This is a genomic window from Myxococcus sp. CA051A (assembly GCF_013336705.1).
Lineage (GTDB): Bacteria > Myxococcota > Myxococcia > Myxococcales > Myxococcaceae > Myxococcus > Myxococcus llanfairpwllgwyngyllgogerychwyrndrobwllllantysiliogogogochensis.
The window spans coordinates 137716-159205 of sequence record NZ_JABUMS010000020.1; the positions used below are offsets into that span (position 1 = coordinate 137716).

A 21490-nucleotide genomic window follows, 5' to 3' on the forward strand; every position below is an offset into this window, starting at 1 on the left:
GGAGTCGAACGCGGGTGAAACCGGACAACCCACCCGGTGGCCGGACCGGTTCCCCGAAGCATGGAGTCCCCGCTCATGAGGCACCACCCCGCACGCGGCCTGCTGGCGCCGCTCCTCGTGTTGTTCGCATTCTCTGGCTGCATCATCCACGAGAACGATGACAGTTGGCTGGACGACGAGGAACTCTGCTACTGCGCCACCAACGCCGACTGTGACGCCGACCAGTACTGCCGTGCGGGCTACTGTCGCGACCTGGGGCCCAACGCGGATCGGTGTACCTCCACGCTCGAATGCCCCGGCACGGAGATCTGCATCAACTCCGTCTGCAATCAGCCCTGCACCCGCACCGCCGAGTGCTCCTCCGGTGGCAGGTGCGAGGACGGCTTCTGCACCCCGAGTAGTTCGCGGCCGCCGCGTGACGGCGGCACTCCCGATTCCGGCCCGAAGCCCGACGGTGGTCCTCGCCCGGATGGCGGCGGTCGTCCCGATGCGGGTCCTCCCGACGGGGGGCATCCTCCGATGGATGCGGGTCCGGGGCCCGTGTGCCAGGTGAACGCGGACTGCGGCACGGGGAACTACTGCATCAACAACCAGTGTCACCGTGGCTGCGCGACGGATGGGCAGTGCTCCAGCACCGAGGCGTGTGTCTTCGGCGTGTGCCGCCCGCGTCCGCCGGACCCGAACGCGTGCCGCACGGCGGCGGATTGCTCGGGTGGCAAGGACTGCGTGGACGGCCAGTGCCGTGCGCAGTGCGAGTCCACCACGCAGTGCCCCGCGGACCAGTCCTGCCAGATTGGCTACTGCCTGCCCATTCCCCACGGCGGTGAGTGCCGCGCCAACTGCGAGTGCCCCTCGGGCCAGGTCTGCACGAACGGCCAGTGCCGCTCCACGGAGCCGGAACCGGGTCAGACGTGCCTGGCGAACTGTGACTGCCCCTCCGGCCAGGTCTGCACCAGCGGCTACTGCCGTCCTCCCGCGCCGCCGCCTCCTCCTCCCGACGCGGGCCCGGGCAATGCCTGCGCCGCCAACTGCGACTGTCCTTCAGGTCAGGTGTGCACGAACAACTACTGCCGCGCGCCTCCGCCTCCGACGCCGCAGGATGCGGGCACCACCACCGTGTGCCGCGCCAACTGCGAGTGCCCGGCGGGAGAGGCCTGCACGGAGGGCGCGTGCAAGCCCGTCAACCGAGGGAGCGGCAAGGCCTGCGTGGCCAACTGCGAGTGCCCCGCGGGAGAGCGCTGCCAGGAAAACGTCTGCTGGCTGTAGTCCGTCATGACGGGTGGCGCGCTGAGGTCCGTCCTCAGGGCGCCACCATCCGCCAGCAGCGGTGGATGTCCTTGCGCTGGAAGTCCTCGGGGATGGAGGCCGGTGTGAGCTCCTCCACGGACTTCCAGCCGCGCGTCGCCTTGGCGTCGAGCTGAAAGCCGAGGAAGTTGTTGGAGAAGTAGAGGACGCCTCCGGGTGACAACAGTGTCCGGAGTGCGTCCAGCAGGCGCGGGTGGTCTCTCTGCACGTTGAACGAGCCCGTCATCTTCTTCGAGGTGGAGAAGGAGGGCGGGTCGCAGACGATGAGGTCAAAGCGCTCGGGGCCCCGGGCCTGGGCCTCCACCCACGCCTTCGCGTCCGCGCGGATGAGTTCGTGGCGCGAGTTCGCCAGTCCATTCAGGTCCAGGTTGTCCTCGGCCCAGTCCAGGTACGAGTTGGACAGGTCCACCGTCACCGTGCTCGCGGCGCCACCCGCGGCGGCGTACACGGTGAACGCGCCCGTGTACGCGAAGAGGTTGAGGAAGCGCTTGCCCTTGGCCTCCTCGCGCACGCGCTGACGGGTGTCGCGATGGTCCATGAAGAGGCCGGTGTCCAGGTAGTCGCCCAGGTTGACCCAGAACTTCAGGCCCCGCTCCTCCACCACGAGCCGTCCATTGCCCTGGCCCACGCGGCCGTACTGCGCGCGGCCCCAGGGTTGGGGCGTGTGCGTCTTGACGAAGACGCGCTCGGCGGGGACCTCCAGCACCTCCGTCACCGCCGCGAGCACCTCCGTGCGCTGCGTCTCCGCCGTGCCGGACTTGAGCGCGCGTCGGCGCGGGTACTCGGTGACGTGGACGCAGTCGCCGTAGATATCCACCGCGAAGGGGTACTCGGGGATGTCCCTGTCGTAGACGCGGAACGACGTCAGCCCCCGGGCCTGGGCCCACTTGCGAAAGTGCTTCGCGCCCTTGCGCAGCCGGTTGGCGAACATGGCCGCCTCGGTCTGCCCTGGTGCCTCGTTGCCGCCGTTGCCGTGGGTATCGTGTGGGTCAGCCATCTCGGCCCCACTCATCCCTGACTCGCGGACGGACGACAAGCACCGAGACGCCGCTTCGGGCGGTCAGGCGTGTCCTCTGTGGAAGACGGGCACATTGAGCCGCATTTTTCTTCCGTGGCTCGCCCGCCTTTTTGTGGGGGTGCATCGCAGATGGCTACCCGAAAATAGCTGCATTCTCTTGAGGCAATTCTGAGATCACCTCTGCTCTGTCGGATAGGCGCATGCCAATGGATTGCGCACGAGCATCTGCGGGGAGGTGAGCCAGAGTCCGAGTGGTCTGGTCCAATGGCTCGATCGGGTATTTGCATGTCTACCCATTCTCGCAATAGTCCCCGCGCAGGAGAGCTTGCGTAAACATGGAACGTTTAAATGGGCCTGAAATGCTAAGTGCCGGGTAGGTTTGGAATTACTTCGAGGCTGAGCACCTCGCGCTTAACGTCGACGATGAGTGTTGCGAGGTCTTGCTCTCCTGGATGATTTTGCACGCCGTTTTCAAGGTCATGCAATACGCTGCGCAGCAGGGTTTTCCTGTCGTCCTTACTTAGGCTTGCCCGTCTCGACCATGCCAGCGACTGGCTTCCGAGTACGTGATAAGGATAGCGGTCGATTTTGCCGCGGGCATTTATGAGGTCGCGAAGGATTTTGAGGGCCTCACTAACCCAAGAGGCAGCATTGACTGATTGAGGTTGAGACACAGCCTTCTTGAAAAGCATGTACCCGTACTCGGTCGCAACAAAGGGGTCGTCGGGGAGAATTGAATGCGCTTGCTGGATGAAGTTTTCTGCCAGTCTTAGGTCTCCTTCTTCGACCTCAAGGCTGCCGCGTTGGAGCCAATAGTGGGACTCCCAAGCCAGATTGTTTTCAATTGTCTCATATACCGCTCTCGCCCCCTCTAGCTCTATTAGGCGCAATAGAAAAGAATGGCTGATTACCGCCTTGAGGAATCGCCATGCTTTGTTGCTTCGATGCATCTGAGGCGTTACTTGAACCGAGGCGAGAAATGCTAGACGAGAGAAGACATTGGTTAGGATGTTTCCGTGTTGTCGGATTTCGTCGATGAGCGTATCGGCTATTATGCGATGGCGTGCTCTGAGTCGGCCGTCGGTGGATGAGGCAACGATGTTTCTGCGAATGAGGATGTCAAGTGCGTTCAGTGTGAGGTTGCTACGATCGCCAAGTGCAACCAGTAGGTCTTCCCTTGTTAGGGTGTGTCGGAGCCCTGTGGCTGCCGCAATCAGTGCATATAGCTCCTTGCCTTCGTTGCTGAGTTCCCGCCATTCTCCGACTACCTTGTCCTCAAAGCGCTGGCCTGAGGTGGCTTCAAGCATCGCAACTAGGATTTGACGCCCGGCTCTGTCTCGAAAAATCTTCTCTTGGAGGTGCCGCGGTTTCCCCTTGAGTTGTCCGAGTCTATTCTCGCGGTCTAATATGTCGAGTAGCGCGCCAATGTCCGCGTCGGTAAGGTGTGGCAACGTCATCTCAGCTCGATGTAGATCCTCGAGACGAACTGGGTTGAGTGCCTTGTCAACTTTACTGGATCGTACTGTTGCTACGATGAGTTGGGTGTCTTTTGTCTCGGAAATGTCATAAATTATGCTGGCAAGCTCTGTTCCAAATTGATCTGCGTCATCAATGAAGAGGATGAATGGGGAGGTGGCTGTCTGTGCGCTGGCTCTGATTTCTCGAGGCGTTAGATCTGTTTCTCTGGCGACCCATTTTACGACGTGACCGGCAGCGGTGAGGCGCATTGCTAATCGCATGGCGGCCGTGCTCTTGCCAGAGCCGGCTGTGCCTGTGATTGTTAAAAGCGAGGCGCGCTTTGCTCCTTCGGGTATTTTTCGGTGGGCAAGTAGCTCATCTGTTTTGGTGTAGATTTCACTGTCGATGCTGCGTTCGATGGCTCGGCCTGCTTGAATGTCGGACCAGTCTGGCTCGTCGCCGAGAAGAAATATTGACGGGGTTGTTCTTGGTGAGGCTATGAGAGCAGAGACATCCGAGGGAACTGAGGGCGCGCGTCCACTGCTAGCCGCACCGGCCCCTAATGCAGTTAAGCCCTTTGATGTGGTCGAACGAAGTTGATTGAGGAACTGGTCAATGAATTCGGCAGTCTTTAGTTGGATCCATTCTACGTTGTATTCTCCGAGCAGGAGTTGACGTGCTCGCGATAGTGTTGGGGCAATCAAGAAGGAACGAGGGCGGAGTTCTCGAAGTCCTCGGTGTCCTTTGGTCCCTCGATACTCAATGTGTTGCCACAAAACAGGCTCGTCGAGGGGTGTGCCAATGAAGACGAATGGAAGCGAGAGCAGGTCTGCTGCGAACCTGGCATACCAGGGCTCTTGTGTGACTGCTCGTTCAGCATATTGTGGGGTTGAGAACGTGACCGCGCTAACCCCTTCGCTAATCCTGCCGTTCAGATGAACCACTTCGAGCTTGTTGGCGCGTGTGGGGTGTCCCCCATCGACAGTTTGCTTGGCAATTCCCTGGATTGGAAGAATGTCGCGAGGGAGTTTAAAACGCCGCGCAGCGGCGAGTTCTAGGTCGTCAATATTGAGAGTGTATATTCTTCGCCAGGGGAGCGAAAAGGCCGTTTCGAAGTGCTGCGGTAGGGAGCTCGCATCTATGGAGAATCTGCGCTGCAAGTATCGCTCAAGTGTTTTTCCTTGTGTTGATTGCGCAGCATGGAATAGGTCTTGAAGGCTGCTGCTCGGGTCTTTGGGTTCTCCCGGAAAGCAGAGTTGCCATAGTTCGTCGGCAAGTCCAGGGCCCGTAGGAAGAAGCTTTCCATCGAGATCGCGCGCTCCTAGTGCGAAGCCTGAGCCTGTGAATAATGTGGCGCGTCCGGTTTCTAGTTGGAATCTAAGGTATTCCAGTATGTTGCTTGTTGTGTTTGTCATTTTCGTTGGATTCTGAGATTGATTGTGGTGATGGGCTGTGGTGCTGGATGTGCTTTGGTTGTCTGCTGGTGTAGTGGTGCTCTGGTCTGGTGTTGGACGGAGGTGGGTTTTTCTCCGTTCGAATCCCTCCCCAGTAACTGCTGCGATTCGTGACTTACTTCGTCCTGTGAGGCTCAGCCTAGCTTAACATTGAGCGACGACGCAGCTGGCAAGCGGCCACGTACTGACTAAGTGCGCCAGAAGCGAGTTCGCGAACAATGACCCTCAAGCAGGGAAATCCATGCCAACGACCAATCCAGTCCAAACTCCGTTCAGGACTGTTGGGGTGATTGAAGCTCTGCAAATGCGGATTATAGTAGTGCGCGTGCGCGTCGAGAAGAGCGGCCCCATCACCACCGTCGTCCTCCAGCGGCCCGAGGTGCGCAACGCGGTGGATGGCGCCACCGCCCAGGTCCTCGCGGAGGCCTTCCGCGCCTTCGACGCCGATTCCGACGCGCGCGTGGGGGTGCTGTACGGCGACGGTGGCACCTTCTGCGCGGGCGCGGACCTCAAGGCCGTCTCCGAGGGCCGCATGCCGCGCCTTCAAGTCGACGGAGACGGCCCCATGGGCCCGTCGCGCATGGTGCTGGGCAAGCCCGTCATCGCGGCGATTTCAGGCCACGCCGTGGCGGGTGGCCTGGAGCTGGCGTTGTGGTGCGACTTGCGTGTGGCGGAGGAGGACGCGGTGCTGGGCGTCTTCTGCCGGCGCTGGGGCGTGCCGCTCATCGACGGCGGCACCGTGCGTTTGCCCCGGCTTATCGGCCTGTCCCGGGCCATGGACCTCATCCTCACCGGACGCCCCGTGTCGGCTCAGGAGGCGCTGGCCATGGGACTGGTCAACCGCGTGGTGCCCCGGGGGCAGGCACGCGAGGCAGCCGAAGCGCTCGCCCGGGAAGTGGCCGCGTTTCCGCAGGCTTGCATGAACGCGGACCGGGCCTCGGCCTACGCCCAGGGGGGCCTGGGCCTGGAAGAAGCGCTGCGTCAGGAGTTCGTGGGGGGCGTGAAGGTGCTGGAATCGGAGTCCATCGCCGGGGCCACCCGCTTCGCGAAGGGGGCGGGGCGGCACGGGACGTTCGAGTAGGGCAGCGGGGCTGATGCACGGCCCAGGGGGCTGTGTTACTCCCCCGCCCATGCGCTTCGACACTCTCGCCATCCATGCCGGTCAGGAGCCGGACCCCACGACGGGCGCCATCATGACCCCCGTCTACCTGACCTCCACCTACGTCCAGGACGGGCCCGGGGAGCACAAGGGCTACGAGTACAGCCGGACGCAGAACCCCACCCGCAAGGCGCTCCAGGACTGTCTGGCCGCGCTCGAGGGCGCGAAGTACGGCGCCGCCTTCGCCTCCGGCCTCGCGGGCACGGACATGCTGATGCACATGTTGGATCACGGTGACCACGTCATCGTCTCCGACGACGTCTACGGAGGCACCTTCCGCCTCTTCGACAAGGTCTACAAGCGCTGCGGCCTTAACTTCTCCTTCGTCGACCTGTCCGACCCGAGAGCCTTCGAGGCGGCGATTACGCCGAAGACGAAGATGGTGTGGGTGGAGACCCCCACCAATCCGATGCTCAAGCTCATCGACCTGGCGCGCATCGCCGAGGTCGCCAAGAAGCACAACATCCTCGCCGTCGCCGACAACACGTTCATGACGCCGTACTTCCAGCGCCCGCTGGACCTCGGCTTCGACGTGGTGGCGCACTCCACCACCAAGTACCTCAACGGACACAGCGACGTGGTGGGCGGCTTCGTCTGCACCAGCCGCGAGGACGTGGCCGAGCGGATGTACTTCCTCCAGAACGCGGTGGGCGGCGTGTCCGGCGCCTTCGACAGCTTCCTCGTGCTGCGCGGCGTGAAGACGCTCCATGTCCGCATGGACCGCCACGCGCACAACGCGATGAAGGTGTCCCAGTTCCTCGCCACGCACCCCAAGGTGAAGAAGGTCACCTACCCGGGCCTGGAGACGCATCCGCAGCACGCGCTCGCGCGCCAGCAGATGACGGGCTTCGGCGGCATGCTGACGTTCGACATCCACGGCGGCCTGGAGGCGGCGCGCCGCTTCCTCAAGACGGTGAAGGTCTTCGCCTGCGCGGAGTCGCTCGGCGGCGTCGAGTCCCTCATCGAGCACCCGGCCATCATGACCCACGCCTCCGTGCCCAAGGAGACGCGCGAGAAGCTCGGCATCGCCGATGGCTTCATCCGCCTGTCCGTAGGCATCGAGGACTCGAGAGACCTCATCGATGACCTGTCCCAGGCGCTCGACGCGGTGAAGTAACCGCGTCAGCCCCCGCGCCTTGCGGGCTTCCAAGGGCCTCCCCGCTCCCTCGCACCTGGGACGCGCGGAGGCCCTTCGTCTGTCCATGCCCTGCCAGCCGTGGCTCGCGCTCGGCTGCCCTGCCGCCTGGGGGGAAGGGCGAGTGTTCACAAATGGAATGTCGCCAGATGGGTTCCGTTTGGGCTCCCATCATGAGCGACCGACGCAATCTCTCCACATGCTTCCTGGGCGTGCTGCTCGCGGCCGTTGCTGGCTGCGACGAGCTCCCCGCGTCCGCCGACCAGGACGTCGTTCCACCTGAAATCCCCACGACGGAGTCACAGGTCTCCGAGGCCGCCTTGACGGCGCCCGACTGCCGCATGCTCGCCACCGCCTCCGTGACGGCGAGCGGTGACGACGGTGATGGCAGCGTCGCGGCCAACTCGCAGGACGACAACCTGGACACGCGCTGGAGTGGCCCAGGCAAGGGCGCGTTCCTCATCATGGACCTGGGCGAGTCCCAGACGCTGGTGGGGACCACCGTCGCGTGGCACCGGGGCAACGAGCGACAGAACCACTTCGTCCTCTCCACGTCCGAGGACGGCGGCACCTTCACCCAGGCATATGCGGCCGACAGCGCGTTGAACAACCAGGCGCAGACGTATGCGTTCAGCGCGCGCAAGGCCCGCTACGTGCGCATCACCGTGAATGGCAACACGGTGAATGACTGGGCCTCCATCGCGGAGACGCGCGCGTGTGGTGAGCAGACCGTGCCGCCCGCGCCCACCGCGGACTCCGGGCCGGTGTTGCCGCGCCTGCCGTACCTCCAGAGCGTGGGGCCCACGAGCGCCATCGTCGTGTTTCGCTCCGGCGTGTCCTGCACGCCCTTCGTCCGCTTCGGCGAGGGCACGTTGCTGGCGCGCACGGCGACGGCCACCGTCGCGGGCTGGCGTCACGCGGTGAAGCTGGAGGGCCTGCAGCCGGGCCGCGCGTATGGCTACAGCGTGGAGGCGTGTGGATCCGTCACGGGGCTGCGGACGTTCCGCACGGCCTCGGCGCCGGGGACGCGGCGCGTGCGCTTCACCACGATGGGTGACTTCGGCACGGGCGGCTCCGCGCAGTCGAAGGTGATGGCGATGATGAACAAGCCGGAGTGGCGCGGAGAGTTCCTCGTCGCGCTGGGGGACAACGCCTACTCCTCCGGTACCGAGCAGGAGTTCCAGGACCGGATGTTCAAGCCCATGGGGGCCTTGCTGCGCGAGGTGCCGGTGTTCCCCTCACTGGGCAATCACGAGTACGTGACGAACCAGGGGCAGCCCTACCTGGACAACTTCTACCTGCCCACCAACAACCCGGCGAAGAGCGAGCGCTACTACTCGTTCGACTGGGGCAACGTGCACTTCACCGCGCTCGACTCCAACTGCGCCATCGGAATGGCGTCGTCGGACCGGTGCTCGGCGGCGGCGCAGAAGACGTGGGCCGAGCAGGACCTGGCGGCCAGCGCGCTGCCGTGGAAGGTCGTCTTCTTCCACCACCCGCCCTGGTCCAGCGGAGAGCACGGCTCGCAGCTCACCATGCGCCGCACGTACGGCCCGCTCTTCGAGAAGTATGGCGTGGACCTGGTGCTCACCGGGCATGACCACAACTACGAGCGCAGCAAGCCGATGAAGGGAGACGCCGTGGCGCCGTCGGGCACGCGTGGCATTCCCCATGTCGTGGTGGGCAGCGGCGGCGCGACACTGCGCCCCTTCGCGGGCAGCCAGCCCTCGTGGACGGCCCTGCGCGACAACCAGGTGTATGGCTTCATGGATGTGGTGGTGGACGGCGGCACGCTGATGGCGCGGCTCATCACCTCCACGGGGACTGTGCGCGACACCCTCACGGTGACGAAGTCGCTGCCGGCGGTGCGCACGTCGTCCCAGACCCAGAAGCTGGAGCCGATGGAGACGGTGCCTGGACCCGTGGATGACCCGGCCCACATGCCGGAGAGCCTGAGGGTTCGGCCTCCGCTGCCTCCAGCGGACCGGCTGGAGGACGTGGCCGACGCGCCCGAGCCTCCCGCGCGGACCGAAGCCCCCGAGTCCGAGTAGGCCCGGCATCACGACGCCGGGGTTGAACAGGGACTCCCGTGCTCCCTCCCTGGAGTCGGGAGGCCCTTCATCGCTCCAGCGGTGGTGGAGCGCGGGTGCCACGGCGCGACGGCTCCAGGGCCGCGTGCCGTGGCGCAAGTCCGGATGGCTACGGGCGCGCGGCCTGTGCGTGGACGGCGGCTTCCAGGCGCGACAGACCGCGCTTCAGCTCGGCCAGCTCGGCCTTGAGGGTGTCGACCTCGGCGGTCTTCTCGCGCAGCTCCCGCGTGCGGACCTCCAGCGCCTTGATGGCGGCCAGATTCACGCCGCCAATATCGAGCATGCCGATGCTCGTGTCGTCCGCGCCCAGGCCGAAGGCCGCCCGGAAGTCCTGTGCCATGGGGCCCAGGTGCCGCACATCGGACTGCTCCTGCTTGTAGCGCCAGGTCGAGATGGGCAGCTCGGAGACCTTCGCCAGCAGCAGCTCGCCGTCGACGCTCCGGAAGCCCTCCTTCTGGTTCCGGTCCGACGTACAGGTGAAATTGCCGCCGCCCGGCGCCAGGTCGCAGCCCGCGCTGGCGTCCGCGGTGACGCGCAGGCGGATACCACCCGCGGCGCGCACCATGAACTGGTTGTTGCCGGTGTTGTTGATGACGGCGACCGTCGACTGGTCTCCCCAGATGAACGAGCCGGTGTGGCCGTTCGTCGACGCCGCTTGACCGAGGGCGATGCTGTAGTCGGCGTTCGCCGTGACGCCCGAGCCCAGGGCCACGGCGCCCTGGCCGAAGGCGACGTTCAAGAGTCCCCCGGAGAAGGCCCCAAGGCCGCTTGAGCTGTTCGAAAGGCCCAGGGCCACGCTGCTGGCCCCATTGGCACTGCTGGACTTGCCCAGGCACGTCGAGGTCTCGCCGCTCGCGATGCAGCTCTCACCCATGGCGAACGATGCTTTCCCGCTGGCGGTGGAGAGGGTGCCGCCCGCCCAGGAGAACAACCCGACGCCGCTCTCATCCCACTGGGTGTCGGCGTTGCCCGCGCGGAAGGCCCCCTTGTGGGGCGCCCACATGAGGCGGGCTCCCTTGCCCGTCATGGGGAGCTTGCCCTGGCCCTGCTCGCCTCGCACCAGCAGCCCACCGGCGGAGTCCACGGTGAAGAGGGGGAACGCGGTCCAGCTCACGCCGTCCGACGTCGTGTTCTGGAGCTTCAGGAGGGACGTGGGCGTGGCGATGGCCGTCGCCGCATCGACGAGCAGGTCGGAGCGCGTCGTCATCCGCCCGCGCGTGGTGCCCGTGCCCGACAGCGAGAAGGAGGCGTCCTGGGCGAGGACGCCATTCTGGATGTAGTTGGTGCTGCCCGGCAGGGGCTGGCGCGCATCGGTGAGGCGCGGGTCGCTGCTCGGCACGGGGGCGGTGGCTTCGTCTCCGTACCGGAGGCTCAGGACATCGTCCTTCAGCTCCAACCCTGTCCCCACCTGCCAGGATGGGCCCACGGGGCCAATGGGACCTTGAGGCCCCGCGACGCCCTGGGGTCCCGCGACGCCTTGAGGCCCCGCCGCGCCTTGGGGCCCCGGGAGTCCCTGGCCGCCCTGCGCGCCGTTCACACCATCGGACCCACCACAGCCCAGGCCGGCGAAGACGACTCCCAGCGCGGCCAGCCACGTCCCGACCTTCATTCGATGCCTCCAGGCAGATAGGGCGGGGAGCTTACCGCCCTACGCGCCAGGTCATCTCGGGAGATGGACTGCCTTCAGTGTCGTACCCCGGGGGCTGTCTGCCCGGCGATGACCGCCCAGGTGGCGAGCGCGCTGTTGACGCTGGTCCAGTATCCGTAGGCCTCGTAGTACCAGACGGCCCAGTGCGCCTGCATGTCGAGCCGGCTGGGCGCATCCGGCAGGTCTCCGTTGATTTGAGGGTCGGAGGCGTTGCGGATGACGAGCCACAGGGGTGCGGTGTTACCCAGCTCCTCCGCCACCATGCCGAGCACCGCGTCGCCCATCTCCACACCCGCGCCAACGGCTTCCAGGCCGTTTCGCGAGGTGCCGAACTCGAAGAAGTCCGTGGTGAGGATGGGGTGGAAGGCGGGCAGGTCCCTGCCATCGAGCTTGATGTCGGGGGAGTTGCGGGGGCCCTGGAGCAAGGGTCCGTCGAAGGCGTAGCGCTTGGTGGGCGGCCCGAAGCCCGGCTCGCCGAGCTGTGGCGCGTGCTGGGCCATCAGCCGCTCCGCGTCGTCGAAGAAGCGGGTGGGGACGTCCATCTCGCAGCGGTATGTCTTGTCGTTGAAGGGTTCGTTGCGGAACTCCTGGGAGAGGCGGAAGCGGGCGGCTCGGGTGACGATGACGTCGCCCAGTTCGTGGTCCGCGAACGTCGCTCCGGCGGTTCCCACGGTGATGACCATGCGAGGCTTCACCTCCCGCAGCAGTTGGTGGAACAGGTCCTTCACCGGCAGCGTCGCGGTGCCGACGCCGGTGCGCACGCCGTCCTGGTTGAGGTGCAGCTCCGACTTGAAGCACAGCACGCTCCGGCCACCGATGTCGGTGAGGAACCAGCTTCCCAGGCGCTGCACGCGCTGGGCGGGCGCCGACTTGCGGATGAGCGGCTGGTAGTGGCTCTGGAAGTTCCTGTCGTATGGGTACCAGGCGGTGCGCCGCACGCCCGGGGTGAGGGTGTCCGCCAGGGCCTCCACTTCGGCGACCGTCCACGTGACGACCAGGTAGTCGGCCTGCGGAAGCGCGGCGCCGGGTTCGGGTGTGGTCGGCAGTCGTCGGGGACGCGGCTCCAGGCCCGTGGGCCAGGTCAGCCCCAGGGCCACCTCGGCGGGCAGGGGGCCTCTGGGAAGGGCCGTCGCCTCCAGTGGCTGCTCGTCCACCGTGGCGCCGTATTCGATGATGTGCCGGGCAATCAGCTCCGGGCTGCTCAACAGGGTGTGGGGATTGGGCATGACGCACCTCCAGCGTCTCCTCTTGAAGCTAGGAGCGACGGAGGGGCGAGGCCCGGTGCCCCGCCTGCTCGTGGAGGACTCTGCGGGACAGCTTCAGTGCTCGATGACCGCGTCCGTGAGCGCCCTGCGCCAGCGCGGCTCCAGCCGTGCGTCCGCGCTGCGATGGCCCAGGGCGATGACAATCGGAATCACCGTGCCGCGCGGCAGCCCCAGCGCCTTGGCGACCTTGGGGGCGTCGAAGCCTTCCATGGGGCACGAGTCCAGTCCGCGCGCGGACGCCGCCAGCAAGAGCGTCTGGGCCGCGTAGATGCCGCTGCGCGCCGCCCAGTTGCGCATGCCCGACGTGCCGATGGGCAGGAGCGAGTGCACGGGATTCAGCAGCGACAGCAGGGCGCGCATCGGCGTCCAGAGCAGCAGCGGGGCCAGCTTCAGGAAGCGCGTGAACTTGCGGACCTGTCCCAGGTGATAGGTCCTGGACCGGGCATCCAGGTCCGTGGCGTGCTCGACGTGCTCGAGCTGTCGCGCCGCTGTCCTGAGGCCGATGCGCCTGCTGGCGGCGACGACGACCAGCGTCGACGCGGACCGGGCCGCGCGTTGGGCGTGGCAGGCCTCCGCCACGCGCTGCTTCAGGTCCGTGTCCCGCAGCCAGTGCAGCTCATAGGGCTGGAGGTTGCCGCTCGACGGCGCCAGCAGCGCGGCCTGCAACACCGCGCGCACGTCTTCGTCCGGGAGGGGGACTCCATCGAAATCGCGGATGGCGCGGCGGTGCTCGTTGACCTCGCAGAAGTGGCTCCAGCGAGGCTCGGTATGGGTCTGGTCTGTCATGTGTCAAGAATGTAAGTTGGAGCTTGGATTCACAACTTGCATTCAGGACCCAGCGATGGCCGCGCGAAAGCCCAGGACCTCTCCCCGCAAACAGCCCAAGCAGGACCGCTCCGTCGCGACGGTCGACGCGATTCTGCAAGCGGCGACTTACATTCTGGTCCGCGAGGGCTGGGAGGGCTTCACCACCAACCGCGTGGCGGAGCGGGCCGGGGTGAACATCGCCTCGCTCTACCAGTACTTCCCCAACAAGGAAGCCATCGTGGTGGAACTCCAGCGGCGACATGTCGCGAAGTCACGGGAGGGGATGCAGGGGGCCATCTCCGCGCTGCGGGCGCAGAAGACGCTTCCGCGCGTGCTCGAGCTCGTGGTGGAGGGGGCCATCGCCGAGCATCGCGTGGCGCCGGAGCTGCACCGAATCTTCTCCGAGGAGCTGCCGCGCTCGGCCCGGGCTCCCTCGGAGGTGCCGGATGCGCAGGTGGACCGGTTCTGGAGGGAGGTGCTGGCCCCATTCGTGCGCAACGTGACGGACCTGCCGCTCGCGGCCTTCTTCGTCCGGGTGACGCTGCACGCGGTGATTCACGAGGCGGCCACTTCGAGGCCGGAGCTGCTGGACCGACCTGACTTCGCCAGTGAGGTGGTGTGCCTGCTCGACCGTTACCTTCGCCGAGCGGCCCCGGCGCGCTCACGCACGCGCGCGCGGGGAGCCTGACGGGCCCGCCTCAGCGAGGTGTCTCTCTCCAGGTGTGGGGGCACACGCGGCACTGGCGGGCCTTGGCCGTCCGCGCGAGGGCACCACACTTCGAACAGCGGTTGATGACGACCTTGTCCGGATGGTCCGCGAGGAGTCTGCGCTCCAGGGCACGGCCCAGCCCCGCCTTCCCCTCGGCGAGCAGCGCGAGAATCTCCGGCTGGTCCGTGGCCCAGCGTGGCCCCTCTTCGGTGTTGAAGGTCTCCATCCGCGCGGCCTTCTCCTCCGTGTCCGTCAAGAGTCGGCGGTAGTTGTCGACCAGATATTGGAGGAGCGGGTCATCGGCGGGCCGGCGCTCCAGGGGGAGGGGAAGCCCCAGTCCTTCGTCGACGGTGTGCCGGCCCGTGTCGCCCCGTGCGATGGCGGCGCTCTCGAAGGCCAGCAGTTGCTTCATGAGCGAGGATGCTCCCACCCGGCGGACGCGGTCCACCTCACGCAGCGCTTCTTCGCCACGGCCCGCGCGGCGCAACACATCCACCAACCGGACGCCACGCCAGCCTCGCCAATCAGGGTCCTCGCGGTCTTCCCAATGTTTGAGCGGGGGCGCATTCAGGAGGAGGTCGGCCGCTTCGGAGCGACAGCGTCGGGCGAGTGCTTCCAGGCCCGCGTCATCCGCTACCCATGCGGCATGCGTTCGGACCGCGGCGGAGTCTCGCGCGAGCCTCGCCGCGTCATGGAGGAGCGCCAGGCACAGGAACTGGTTGAGCAGAACCGGCGCCTCCGGATGGCGAAGTCGCGCGCGGTAGGCCTCCGACGGGACCACCTCCCGGGCACTGGCGTGTGCCTTCGCGAGGCTCGCCGCGCAGTAGCCACAGGAGGGACACCTCTCGAGCCAGGTGTCCATGGTCGACCGTGCCATCTCGGAGGGGCGACCATCGAGGTCGGGGCGTTCGAAGCTCGTGACACACTGGAGGGTGCGCTGCTCGCTCACGCTGGCGCAGACGGCGCACATCACCTGCGTATTGGCATACCGGGTCATGGAGGATTCCGCCGAGGGTGGCCGGTGAGGCCCGCCCGCCTGGAACGAGCCGTCTGCTTCCCGTCAAGCCGAGAAGAATGGGCTCGGGAAATGTCCCACGGAATGAGGGTCATGCGTCTCGCTTCGTGGGTCGAGCCTCCCCCGACGCCCGCGCCGGGCGAGACTGACTGTGGGGGCAGGTGTCGGCCCAGGGTGAGGTCCTTGCGTGCGCGAGCCAGTGAACGAGGTCGAGCAGACCGAGGGCTACTACCGTCGCTACGGTGAGGCCGTGCATCGGCGTTGCCTGCGCTTGCTTGGCGACGACGCGCTGGCCTGGGACTCGACGCAGGAGGTATTCCTCCGCGCCCACGCGCACCTGACGCAGCTCCGCGCCGCCGGCTCTGCCTTGTCGTGGTTGCTCACCGTGGCGGACCGACAGTGCTTCTCGGTGCTGCGTCGCCGCCGCACGGAGGTCACCAGCGCGCTGACGCGACTGGCTCCGCTTCCGGACGCCCACGCTTCCCCAGAGGCCACGCTGGAGCGGCTCCTGGTGGATGCGGACCTGGTGAGACGCGTCCTCGCCCACTGTCCGGAGGACGTCCAGCGCATCGTGGCCCACCGCTTCATCGACGAGTTGGAGCAGGAGCAGATCGCCACGCTGCTCGACGTCTCGCGCAAAACGGTGCAGCGCAAGCTCCAGGCCTTCTTCGACACCGCACGGCGGCTGCTGGAAGTCGCCCCCCGTCCTGAGCCGCGAAAGGGAGCGGCCTCCGCATGAGCACCTCATCCATTCCTCACTTTCCGGGCGTGCCGGACCTCCTGGTGGAGCGCTACCTGTGTGACGAACTCTCTTCGGAAGAGGCTCGTCACGTGGAGGAGGCGGCCAGGGCCTCGCCCGCGCTGGCCGCGCACCTGCGCGAGCGACGGGCGGAGAAGGCGGCCTTCGCCCTCGTGCGTCCCTTCGGGCCGGTGCGCGCGCGTCTGGAGCTGCCTCGTCCGAGCCGCTGGCGGATGCTCTGGCGCTGGAGCCAGCCCGTGCTGGTGCTCGGCGTGGTGCTGGCGGCGGTGCTGCCACGGCTTCATTCGCTCCAGGAGGTGGAGCGGGTGCGCGTGCGCGGTGGCCTCACCGCGCGGGTGCTCGTCAAGCGAGGCGAGGTCGTCTTCGAGCAGGGGCCCGGCGCGGTGCTGCGTTCCGGCGACAGGGTGCGCGTGGAGGTGGAGGACGTGGAGGGGGGCGCGCTCTATGTGCTGGCGGTGAGTGAGCGTGGCCGCGTCACTCCGCTCCAGGGTTTTCCGGCCACGGGTGGCACGTTGTCCATGGTGCCGGGGCGGTGGGTGTTGCCCGGGAGCCTGGAGCTGGATGACGCCCCCGAGCAGGAGGCGCTGGTGGTGGTGCTCGCGGCCGACGCCCGTGATGCACCGTCGCCAGAGGCCATCCATCGCTGGCTGGAACAGGCGGCGCGAGAGTCGGACTTCCCACCGCCACTCACGCCGCTGCCCGGCACCCGCCACGCCGTGCGCGCGCTGCCCAAGGAACTGCCTTGAGCGCCGGGGCCGCTCGCGTGCTCGGAGGTCTGCTCGTCCTCCTCGCCGCCTCTGTCGCGAGCGCGGAGAACCGGTTCTCCATCAGCGTGGGACACAACCTGGGCCGGGACACGGATGAGCCCCTTCGCTGGGCCCAGCAGGACGCCGAACGCATGGACGCGGTCTTCGGCCAGCTTGGCGGCGTGCCCGAGGACCGCCGCATCCTCCTGCGCGGTGAGTCGGTCTCGAATCTCCGGCTGGGACTGGCGCGGATGCGAGGCCGCATCGAGGAGGCTCGACGCGCCGGGGAGCGCACGCTGCTGTTCTTCTTCTACTCGGGTCATGGAGACGAGGCCGCGCTGCGCCTGGGTGGGGAGGCCCTCCCGCTCGCGGAGCTGCAACGGCTGCTCGCCGAAGTCCCGGCCACCGTCACCATCGCCATGCTGGATGCGTGTCACAGTGGCGCGCTCGTGCGCGGCCGGTCCAAGGGACTCAAGTCCGCGCCCGCCTTCGATGTCTCCTTCCTCCGACAGGTGGGGCCGGAGGGCCGCGTGTTCATCGCCTCCGCCGGCGCACACGAGGTCGCGCAGGAGTCGGACAGCCTCCGGGGCTCGTTCTTCACGCACCACCTGATTTCGGGCCTGCGGGGCGCGGCGGATGTGGACGCCGATGGCCGCGTCACCCTCACGGAAGCATATGGCCACGTCTACCACCGCACGCTCGCGGGCTCCCATGGCTCCACGGCGGCGGTGCAGCACCCGGAGCTGTCCAGCCAGCTCGCGGGAGAAGGAGACCTGTTCCTCACCACGCTCTCGCGAGCCCACGCGCACCTCGAACTTCCTCCCTTGGTGGGGGACAGCGTCGTGCTCGTGGACGAGCGCACGTTGCAGGTGATGGCGGAGGTGGAGCCGCGGGCCGAGGACCCGGTGAGCATCGCCCTGCCTTCGGGGCGCTACCGCGTGCAGGTGCGGCGTGGCTCGCAGGTGCTCTACGGCAAGGTGTACCTGCACTGGGGCGAGAGGCAGCGCTTGAATCCCGAGTCCCTGGAGGTGCGCACCCTGGCCCTGCACCAGCGCAAGGGCGAACTCCTGGATGCCAGCTCCTGGCGACTTCAAGCGGCGCTGGGCGCGGGCCGCTCCTCGACGCAGTTGGGCGGATGGGGGCCGCAGGTGGGCGTGCTGCTCGCGCGCGAGGGCACGGGAGGGCTGGGAGTGTCCTTCCTCGGGGGCCTCACGCTGGGAGCCACCCGGGGCTCAACCACCGCTCAGGACCTGGAGCAGTTGGAGCTGGGGCTGTGGAGTGGCCTGGGCGTGGCGGGCTCCTTGGGACGTGTCTGGGCCGGAGCCCATGCGGGCCTCGGAGTGCTGGGCCTGGTTCAACGCGCGACGAGCCCGGACGCGGAGCGACGCCGGGAGCTGGGGCTGCCCGCGCGGCGGACACGCACGGGCGCGGGAGCAGCCGCGTTCGCCTCGCTCTCCGCGGAGGTGCCGGTGGGGGCGCGCACGGGCCTCTTCGCTCGGCTGGGCGGCCATGTCGCGTTGATGCGCGAGGATGAAAAGCTCCGCACGCAACTCGCGCCACAACTGCTGCTGGGTTGCACCTGGGGGCTGTGACACGGAAGCGCGTGAAAGGGATGTCCCACGCCTCGCTGTCCGCGCGTCTCCTTTCTCGCATCGTTCAGGTGGCCCGAGCGCATTCGAAGCACGGCGCGCGTGTCTCCTGGCCGGTGTCTGTCACGCGACATGGGATTGCTCCCATGCACCGAGAGGAAGGCCATATGACGACGAGGCTGGAGCGCGGTTTCTGGAAGTGGGGCCTGCTTTCACTGGCATTGGCGGGGTGCGGCGGTGTCCTGGGGGACGAGGCGGGGGATGAGCCGCTGCTCACGCTGGAGGGGACGCTTCAATCCAGCGCTTCATTCGATCTGGGCAACTCCAACTCCGACCGGCTGCGAGCGGCGCTGCTCTGGAACACCTGGCCCAAGGTCGTCGTGGACTGCCTGGTCCAGCAAACGTACCCGGAGGGCATCTCCAAGTGCGCGCGGCTGAGCCCCAGGTCGTCGTTCCACCATCCCGGGGTGGACGTGAAGGTGAACGGCCGGTTCCCCAACTCCTTCAGCATGCCCCTCAATCGCCTGCCGGAGCCTGGAGCACTGATGGGGGAGGAAGGCTCCCGGCTGGGCATGGCCTATGTGATGGCCTACGTGGACGGCAACGGCAACGGCAAGCTGGACCGAGTCCCGACCGAGGCTCTTTCCAGCCCTGACATCGTCGTCGGGTTTCAGGAGGGCTTCGACGGAGAACAGACGGAGAGCTCCTTCATCATGTTTCGCGAGGGCGCGCTCCACCCGCTCTTCCACCTGGACTTCCCGAACTGCCCGGAGATTCCCCAGGGGTACTCCGTGGTGACGATGCGCTACACGCCTACCTCCGAGGAGTGCTTCGTGACGACGCGCAAGGTGGACGTGAACGTCGTCCTGAAGGCGAGCCAGGCCCTCCAGCAGATGGCCTGTGAGCTGCCCAACGCGAGCGTCCTCGTGGACTCGGTGCGCGCCTCCACCATGGGGCCGCCACCGCCGGGGAGCACCCAGCGCTGCGGCACGTACATCCGTCCCGTGTCGCGCCTCGACCAGGTGCTGCTCGTGAACCCCCATCCGGAGCGCTTCTGCACCGCCGCGAACACGGTGGCGTACACGCTGCGAGACTACTGGGATGGCGCCTGGGATGACCGGGCCTCTCCTCCCGCGTGGTGGCCCTGCCCGGTGACCGCGCCCTGAGGTGAGGACCGCGAGGGGGCAGGCCGGGTGCGCTGCCCCTTCGCGACGAGTCACCCGACGGCGGCACGGAAGACTTCCGAGTGTCACAGCCTGTCGTGACGAGGACCGCGACCCCTGACTCCGCGAGCCCATGAATCCCAGGCGACGGATTCATGGGGCACTTCTGAGCAGAGATTGGCCGCGTCCATCCATGCTGGGTGGCTCAACGCTCCGAGGACTGTCTACATACAGCGGTTTTCACAGACACCCAGCAGGCAGAACCAGCACGGACCCACGCAGCCGGGACGACAGGCCGCGTTGGCGTGCTCGCTGTCGGCGAGCAGCATGCCCTCCGGCGGCGTGCTCACTTCCAGGTCACACGTCGCGTCTCCTTCCACTTCGACGAGCGCGGCCTGAGGCTCACCCATGGACAGGGCGGCGAGCCCCACCACGAGCAACATGCACAGCACCATGGACCACTGGCTCTTGAGCAGCTTCGCGAACATGCGTGTCTCCTTGGCAGTGCCTGACGAGGCCACGCCAGTCTGTCATGAAAACAACCAGTCCAGAAAGTCGAGGATAGTTGGTTCGCGAGGGAGAGGGCGCCGCAATGCGTTGCCCTGGCCCCGCGAGCGGCCTATGCAATGCGCCAGGGGGCCACGCAGCAAGAGTCACCCGTATCCGAGGAGTCCCATGCGTTACTTCGACGACTTCCAACCTGGTGAGGCGATTGAGGCCGGGCCCTACGTGGTCTCCCGGGAGGAGATCATCGCCTTCGCGAAGCAGTTTGATCCGCAGCCCTTCCACCTGAGTGATGAGGGAGGTCGGGAGGGCATCTTCGGCGGCATCATCGCCAGTGGATGGCACACCGCTTCCATCTGCCACAAGCTCGCGGTGGAGAGCCTGTTGGGCAAGTCCGCGAGCCTGGGTTCACCGGGGCTCGACGAGCTGCGCTGGCTGCGGCCGGTGCGTCCCGGGGATGCGCTCAGCGCGCGCTTCGAGGTCCTCTCCACCACGCCGTCGCGCAGCAAGCCGGACCGCGGCGCCATCAAGTTCCGTTTCGAGGTCCGCAACCAGAATGGCGAAGTGGTGATGACGGAGGTCGCCAACGCGCTGTTCGCCCGACGGCCCGAGGGCGGCGCGGCGAAGTAGCCGCGAGCCATCTTTCGGGAACCACCGGTGGCAAGGGCCGCGCCATTCATCGGCGCGGCTACGCTTCACCTGCCTGGCGCTGGCTGGACCCGACGTCGGTGCGCCCCTCCACGTGGGCGAGCGACACCGCGCCGTCTTGTTGTCCGCCCGCGCGACGGCGGCTCAGCGCTGGGCCATCAGGGCATTGAGCGCGGGATAGTTGATGCCCGCCTCGGGCGGAGGCGCGGAGGCGCCGTCCCGCAGGAAGTCCGCGCTGAGCGCCGCGATGCGGCCGAAGATGGACTGGGCCATGCCCGCGCCCGCGCTGACGCGACGCACGCCGAGCGAGGCGAGCTCCGACGCGGGAGGCAGGCCGCCAATCGCCATCAGGTTCAAGGGCAGGCCCGCTTCCGTGACGATGGCCTTGATGTCCACCGGCGTCTTCAGGCCCGGAACGAAGAGCCCATCCGCGCCCGCGGCGCGATAGCGACGGGCCCGGGCCAGCGTCTCCTCGACGCGGCGCTCCGCCGGGCCAATGCCCCGCAGGAACACATCCGTGCGCGCGTTCACGAACAGGTCCGCGCCCTTTCGCGCGGCGGCGCGCTTCACGGCTTCAATCTTGGCGCACAGCAGGTCCACCGAGCCCGAGCCATCCTCCAGGTTGATGCCGACGCCGCCCGCCTCCAGCACCCCCGCGGCCACTTCGCCCACCGCGTGAGGGTCCTCCGAGTAGCCCCCTTCGATGTCCACCGTCAGCGGCACCTTCACGAGGCGGGTGATGGCGGCGACGGTGTCCAGGAGTCGACTCACCGGCAGCAGGTCGCCGTCCGGGTATCCCTGGGCCCAGGCCACGCCCGCGCTCGTCGTGGCGAGGGCCTTGGCCCCCAGGCTCTCCATGACGCGGGCGCTTCCGGCGTCCCACGCGTTGACCAGCAGCAACAAGCCCGCTTCGTGCAACTGACGGAAGTCCCGGGCGGAGTTCGGCGGAGCGACAGGCATGGGCAGAGGTCCTCTTTCGACAGGGGTGTGGAGCGGGGCCGGATGATACGCAGAGCG

At 67.0% G+C, this 21490-nt stretch carries 18 protein-coding genes; 10 read left to right on the forward strand and 8 right to left on the reverse strand.

Annotation, left to right across the window (positions count from 1 at the left end):
* Nucleotides 1-75 precede the first annotated feature (75 nt).
* The gene (locus tag HUA74_RS38555) at nucleotides 76-1266 is read left to right on the forward strand and encodes a hypothetical protein (RefSeq protein ID WP_141642417.1); all 1191 of its coding nucleotides are present in this window, start codon (nucleotides 76-78) and stop codon (nucleotides 1264-1266) included.
* 34 nt (nucleotides 1267-1300) lie between these two features.
* Here HUA74_RS38555 and HUA74_RS38560 read toward each other — a convergent pair whose 3' ends face one another.
* Both HUA74_RS38560 and HUA74_RS38565 read right to left on the reverse strand, forming a co-directional pair.
* Nucleotides 1301-2302, reverse strand: a complete 1002-nt coding sequence (locus HUA74_RS38560; RefSeq protein WP_174458572.1) for a class I SAM-dependent methyltransferase — start codon at nucleotides 2300-2302, stop codon at nucleotides 1301-1303.
* A 383-nt stretch (nucleotides 2303-2685) separates the two neighbouring features.
* Nucleotides 2686-4941, reverse strand: a complete 2256-nt coding sequence (locus HUA74_RS38565) for an SIR2 family protein (protein WP_174458573.1) — start codon at nucleotides 4939-4941, stop codon at nucleotides 2686-2688.
* Nucleotides 4942-5554: 613 nt separating this feature from the next.
* Here HUA74_RS38565 and HUA74_RS38570 point away from each other — a divergent pair.
* The 3 genes from HUA74_RS38570 to HUA74_RS38580 all read left to right on the forward strand — a co-directional run bounded on the left by HUA74_RS38570 (nucleotide 5555) and on the right by HUA74_RS38580 (nucleotide 9580).
* Nucleotides 5555-6316 (forward strand): crotonase/enoyl-CoA hydratase family protein, encoded by a 762-nt coding sequence (locus HUA74_RS38570; RefSeq protein WP_174458604.1) that lies wholly within the window; start codon nucleotides 5555-5557, stop codon nucleotides 6314-6316.
* A gap of 49 nt (nucleotides 6317-6365) precedes the next feature.
* Nucleotides 6366-7511: a cystathionine gamma-synthase gene (locus HUA74_RS38575; RefSeq protein ID WP_141642414.1), complete on the forward strand. Its 1146-nt coding sequence runs from the start codon at nucleotides 6366-6368 to the stop codon at nucleotides 7509-7511.
* 191 nt (nucleotides 7512-7702) lie between these two features.
* Nucleotides 7703-9580, forward strand: coding sequence for a metallophosphoesterase (locus HUA74_RS38580; RefSeq protein WP_174458574.1), 1878 nt, complete (start codon nucleotides 7703-7705; stop codon nucleotides 9578-9580).
* A 148-nt stretch (nucleotides 9581-9728) separates the two neighbouring features.
* Here HUA74_RS38580 and HUA74_RS38585 read toward each other — a convergent pair whose 3' ends face one another.
* The 3 genes from HUA74_RS38585 to HUA74_RS38595 all read right to left on the reverse strand — a co-directional run bounded on the left by HUA74_RS38585 (nucleotide 9729) and on the right by HUA74_RS38595 (nucleotide 13318).
* Nucleotides 9729-11228, reverse strand: coding sequence for a tail fiber domain-containing protein (locus HUA74_RS38585; protein WP_174458575.1), 1500 nt, complete (start codon nucleotides 11226-11228; stop codon nucleotides 9729-9731).
* A gap of 74 nt (nucleotides 11229-11302) precedes the next feature.
* Complete coding sequence (locus HUA74_RS38590; RefSeq protein WP_174458576.1) at nucleotides 11303-12493, reverse strand: hypothetical protein; 1191 nt, start codon at nucleotides 12491-12493, stop codon at nucleotides 11303-11305.
* A gap of 93 nt (nucleotides 12494-12586) precedes the next feature.
* Entirely contained in the window at nucleotides 12587-13318 is a 732-nt protein-coding gene (locus HUA74_RS38595) for a nitroreductase family protein (protein WP_174458577.1), read from the reverse strand.
* A 55-nt stretch (nucleotides 13319-13373) separates the two neighbouring features.
* On the opposite strand from HUA74_RS38595, the gene HUA74_RS38600 reads away from it, so the two are divergent.
* Nucleotides 13374-14027, forward strand: coding sequence for a TetR/AcrR family transcriptional regulator (locus HUA74_RS38600; protein WP_141642409.1), 654 nt, complete (start codon nucleotides 13374-13376; stop codon nucleotides 14025-14027).
* A 10-nt stretch (nucleotides 14028-14037) separates the two neighbouring features.
* Here HUA74_RS38600 and HUA74_RS38605 read toward each other — a convergent pair whose 3' ends face one another.
* On the reverse strand, nucleotides 14038-15045 hold the full coding sequence (locus HUA74_RS38605; RefSeq protein ID WP_174458578.1) for a hypothetical protein: 1008 nt from the start codon (nucleotides 15043-15045) through the stop codon (nucleotides 14038-14040).
* A 205-nt stretch (nucleotides 15046-15250) separates the two neighbouring features.
* On the opposite strand from HUA74_RS38605, the gene HUA74_RS38610 reads away from it, so the two are divergent.
* From HUA74_RS38610 to HUA74_RS38625, 4 genes are all read left to right on the forward strand, one after another.
* Nucleotides 15251-15802, forward strand: a complete 552-nt coding sequence (locus HUA74_RS38610; protein ID WP_174458579.1) for an RNA polymerase sigma factor — start codon at nucleotides 15251-15253, stop codon at nucleotides 15800-15802.
* Nucleotides 15799-16569: a hypothetical protein gene (locus tag HUA74_RS38615; RefSeq protein ID WP_174458580.1), complete on the forward strand. Its 771-nt coding sequence runs from the start codon at nucleotides 15799-15801 to the stop codon at nucleotides 16567-16569. The genes HUA74_RS38610 and HUA74_RS38615 overlap by 4 nt, the downstream gene beginning before the upstream one ends.
* Complete coding sequence (locus HUA74_RS38620) at nucleotides 16566-18161, forward strand: caspase family protein (protein ID WP_174458581.1); 1596 nt, start codon at nucleotides 16566-16568, stop codon at nucleotides 18159-18161. Before HUA74_RS38615 ends, HUA74_RS38620 begins: the two co-directional genes overlap by 4 nt.
* A 164-nt stretch (nucleotides 18162-18325) precedes the next feature.
* Nucleotides 18326-19324 (forward strand): hypothetical protein, encoded by a 999-nt coding sequence (locus tag HUA74_RS38625; RefSeq protein WP_174458582.1) that lies wholly within the window; start codon nucleotides 18326-18328, stop codon nucleotides 19322-19324.
* 221 nt (nucleotides 19325-19545) lie between these two features.
* Here HUA74_RS38625 and HUA74_RS38630 read toward each other — a convergent pair whose 3' ends face one another.
* Nucleotides 19546-19809 (reverse strand): hypothetical protein, encoded by a 264-nt coding sequence (locus HUA74_RS38630; RefSeq protein WP_174458583.1) that lies wholly within the window; start codon nucleotides 19807-19809, stop codon nucleotides 19546-19548.
* A 187-nt stretch (nucleotides 19810-19996) separates the two neighbouring features.
* Here HUA74_RS38630 and HUA74_RS38635 point away from each other — a divergent pair, with 187 nt between their 5' ends.
* Nucleotides 19997-20455: a MaoC family dehydratase gene (locus tag HUA74_RS38635; RefSeq protein ID WP_174458584.1), complete on the forward strand. Its 459-nt coding sequence runs from the start codon at nucleotides 19997-19999 to the stop codon at nucleotides 20453-20455.
* 162 nt (nucleotides 20456-20617) lie between these two features.
* Here the strand turns inward: HUA74_RS38635 and HUA74_RS38640 are convergent, their stop codons facing one another.
* Complete coding sequence (locus tag HUA74_RS38640) at nucleotides 20618-21433, reverse strand: isocitrate lyase/phosphoenolpyruvate mutase family protein (RefSeq protein WP_174458585.1); 816 nt, start codon at nucleotides 21431-21433, stop codon at nucleotides 20618-20620.
* Nucleotides 21434-21490 lie beyond the last annotated feature (57 nt).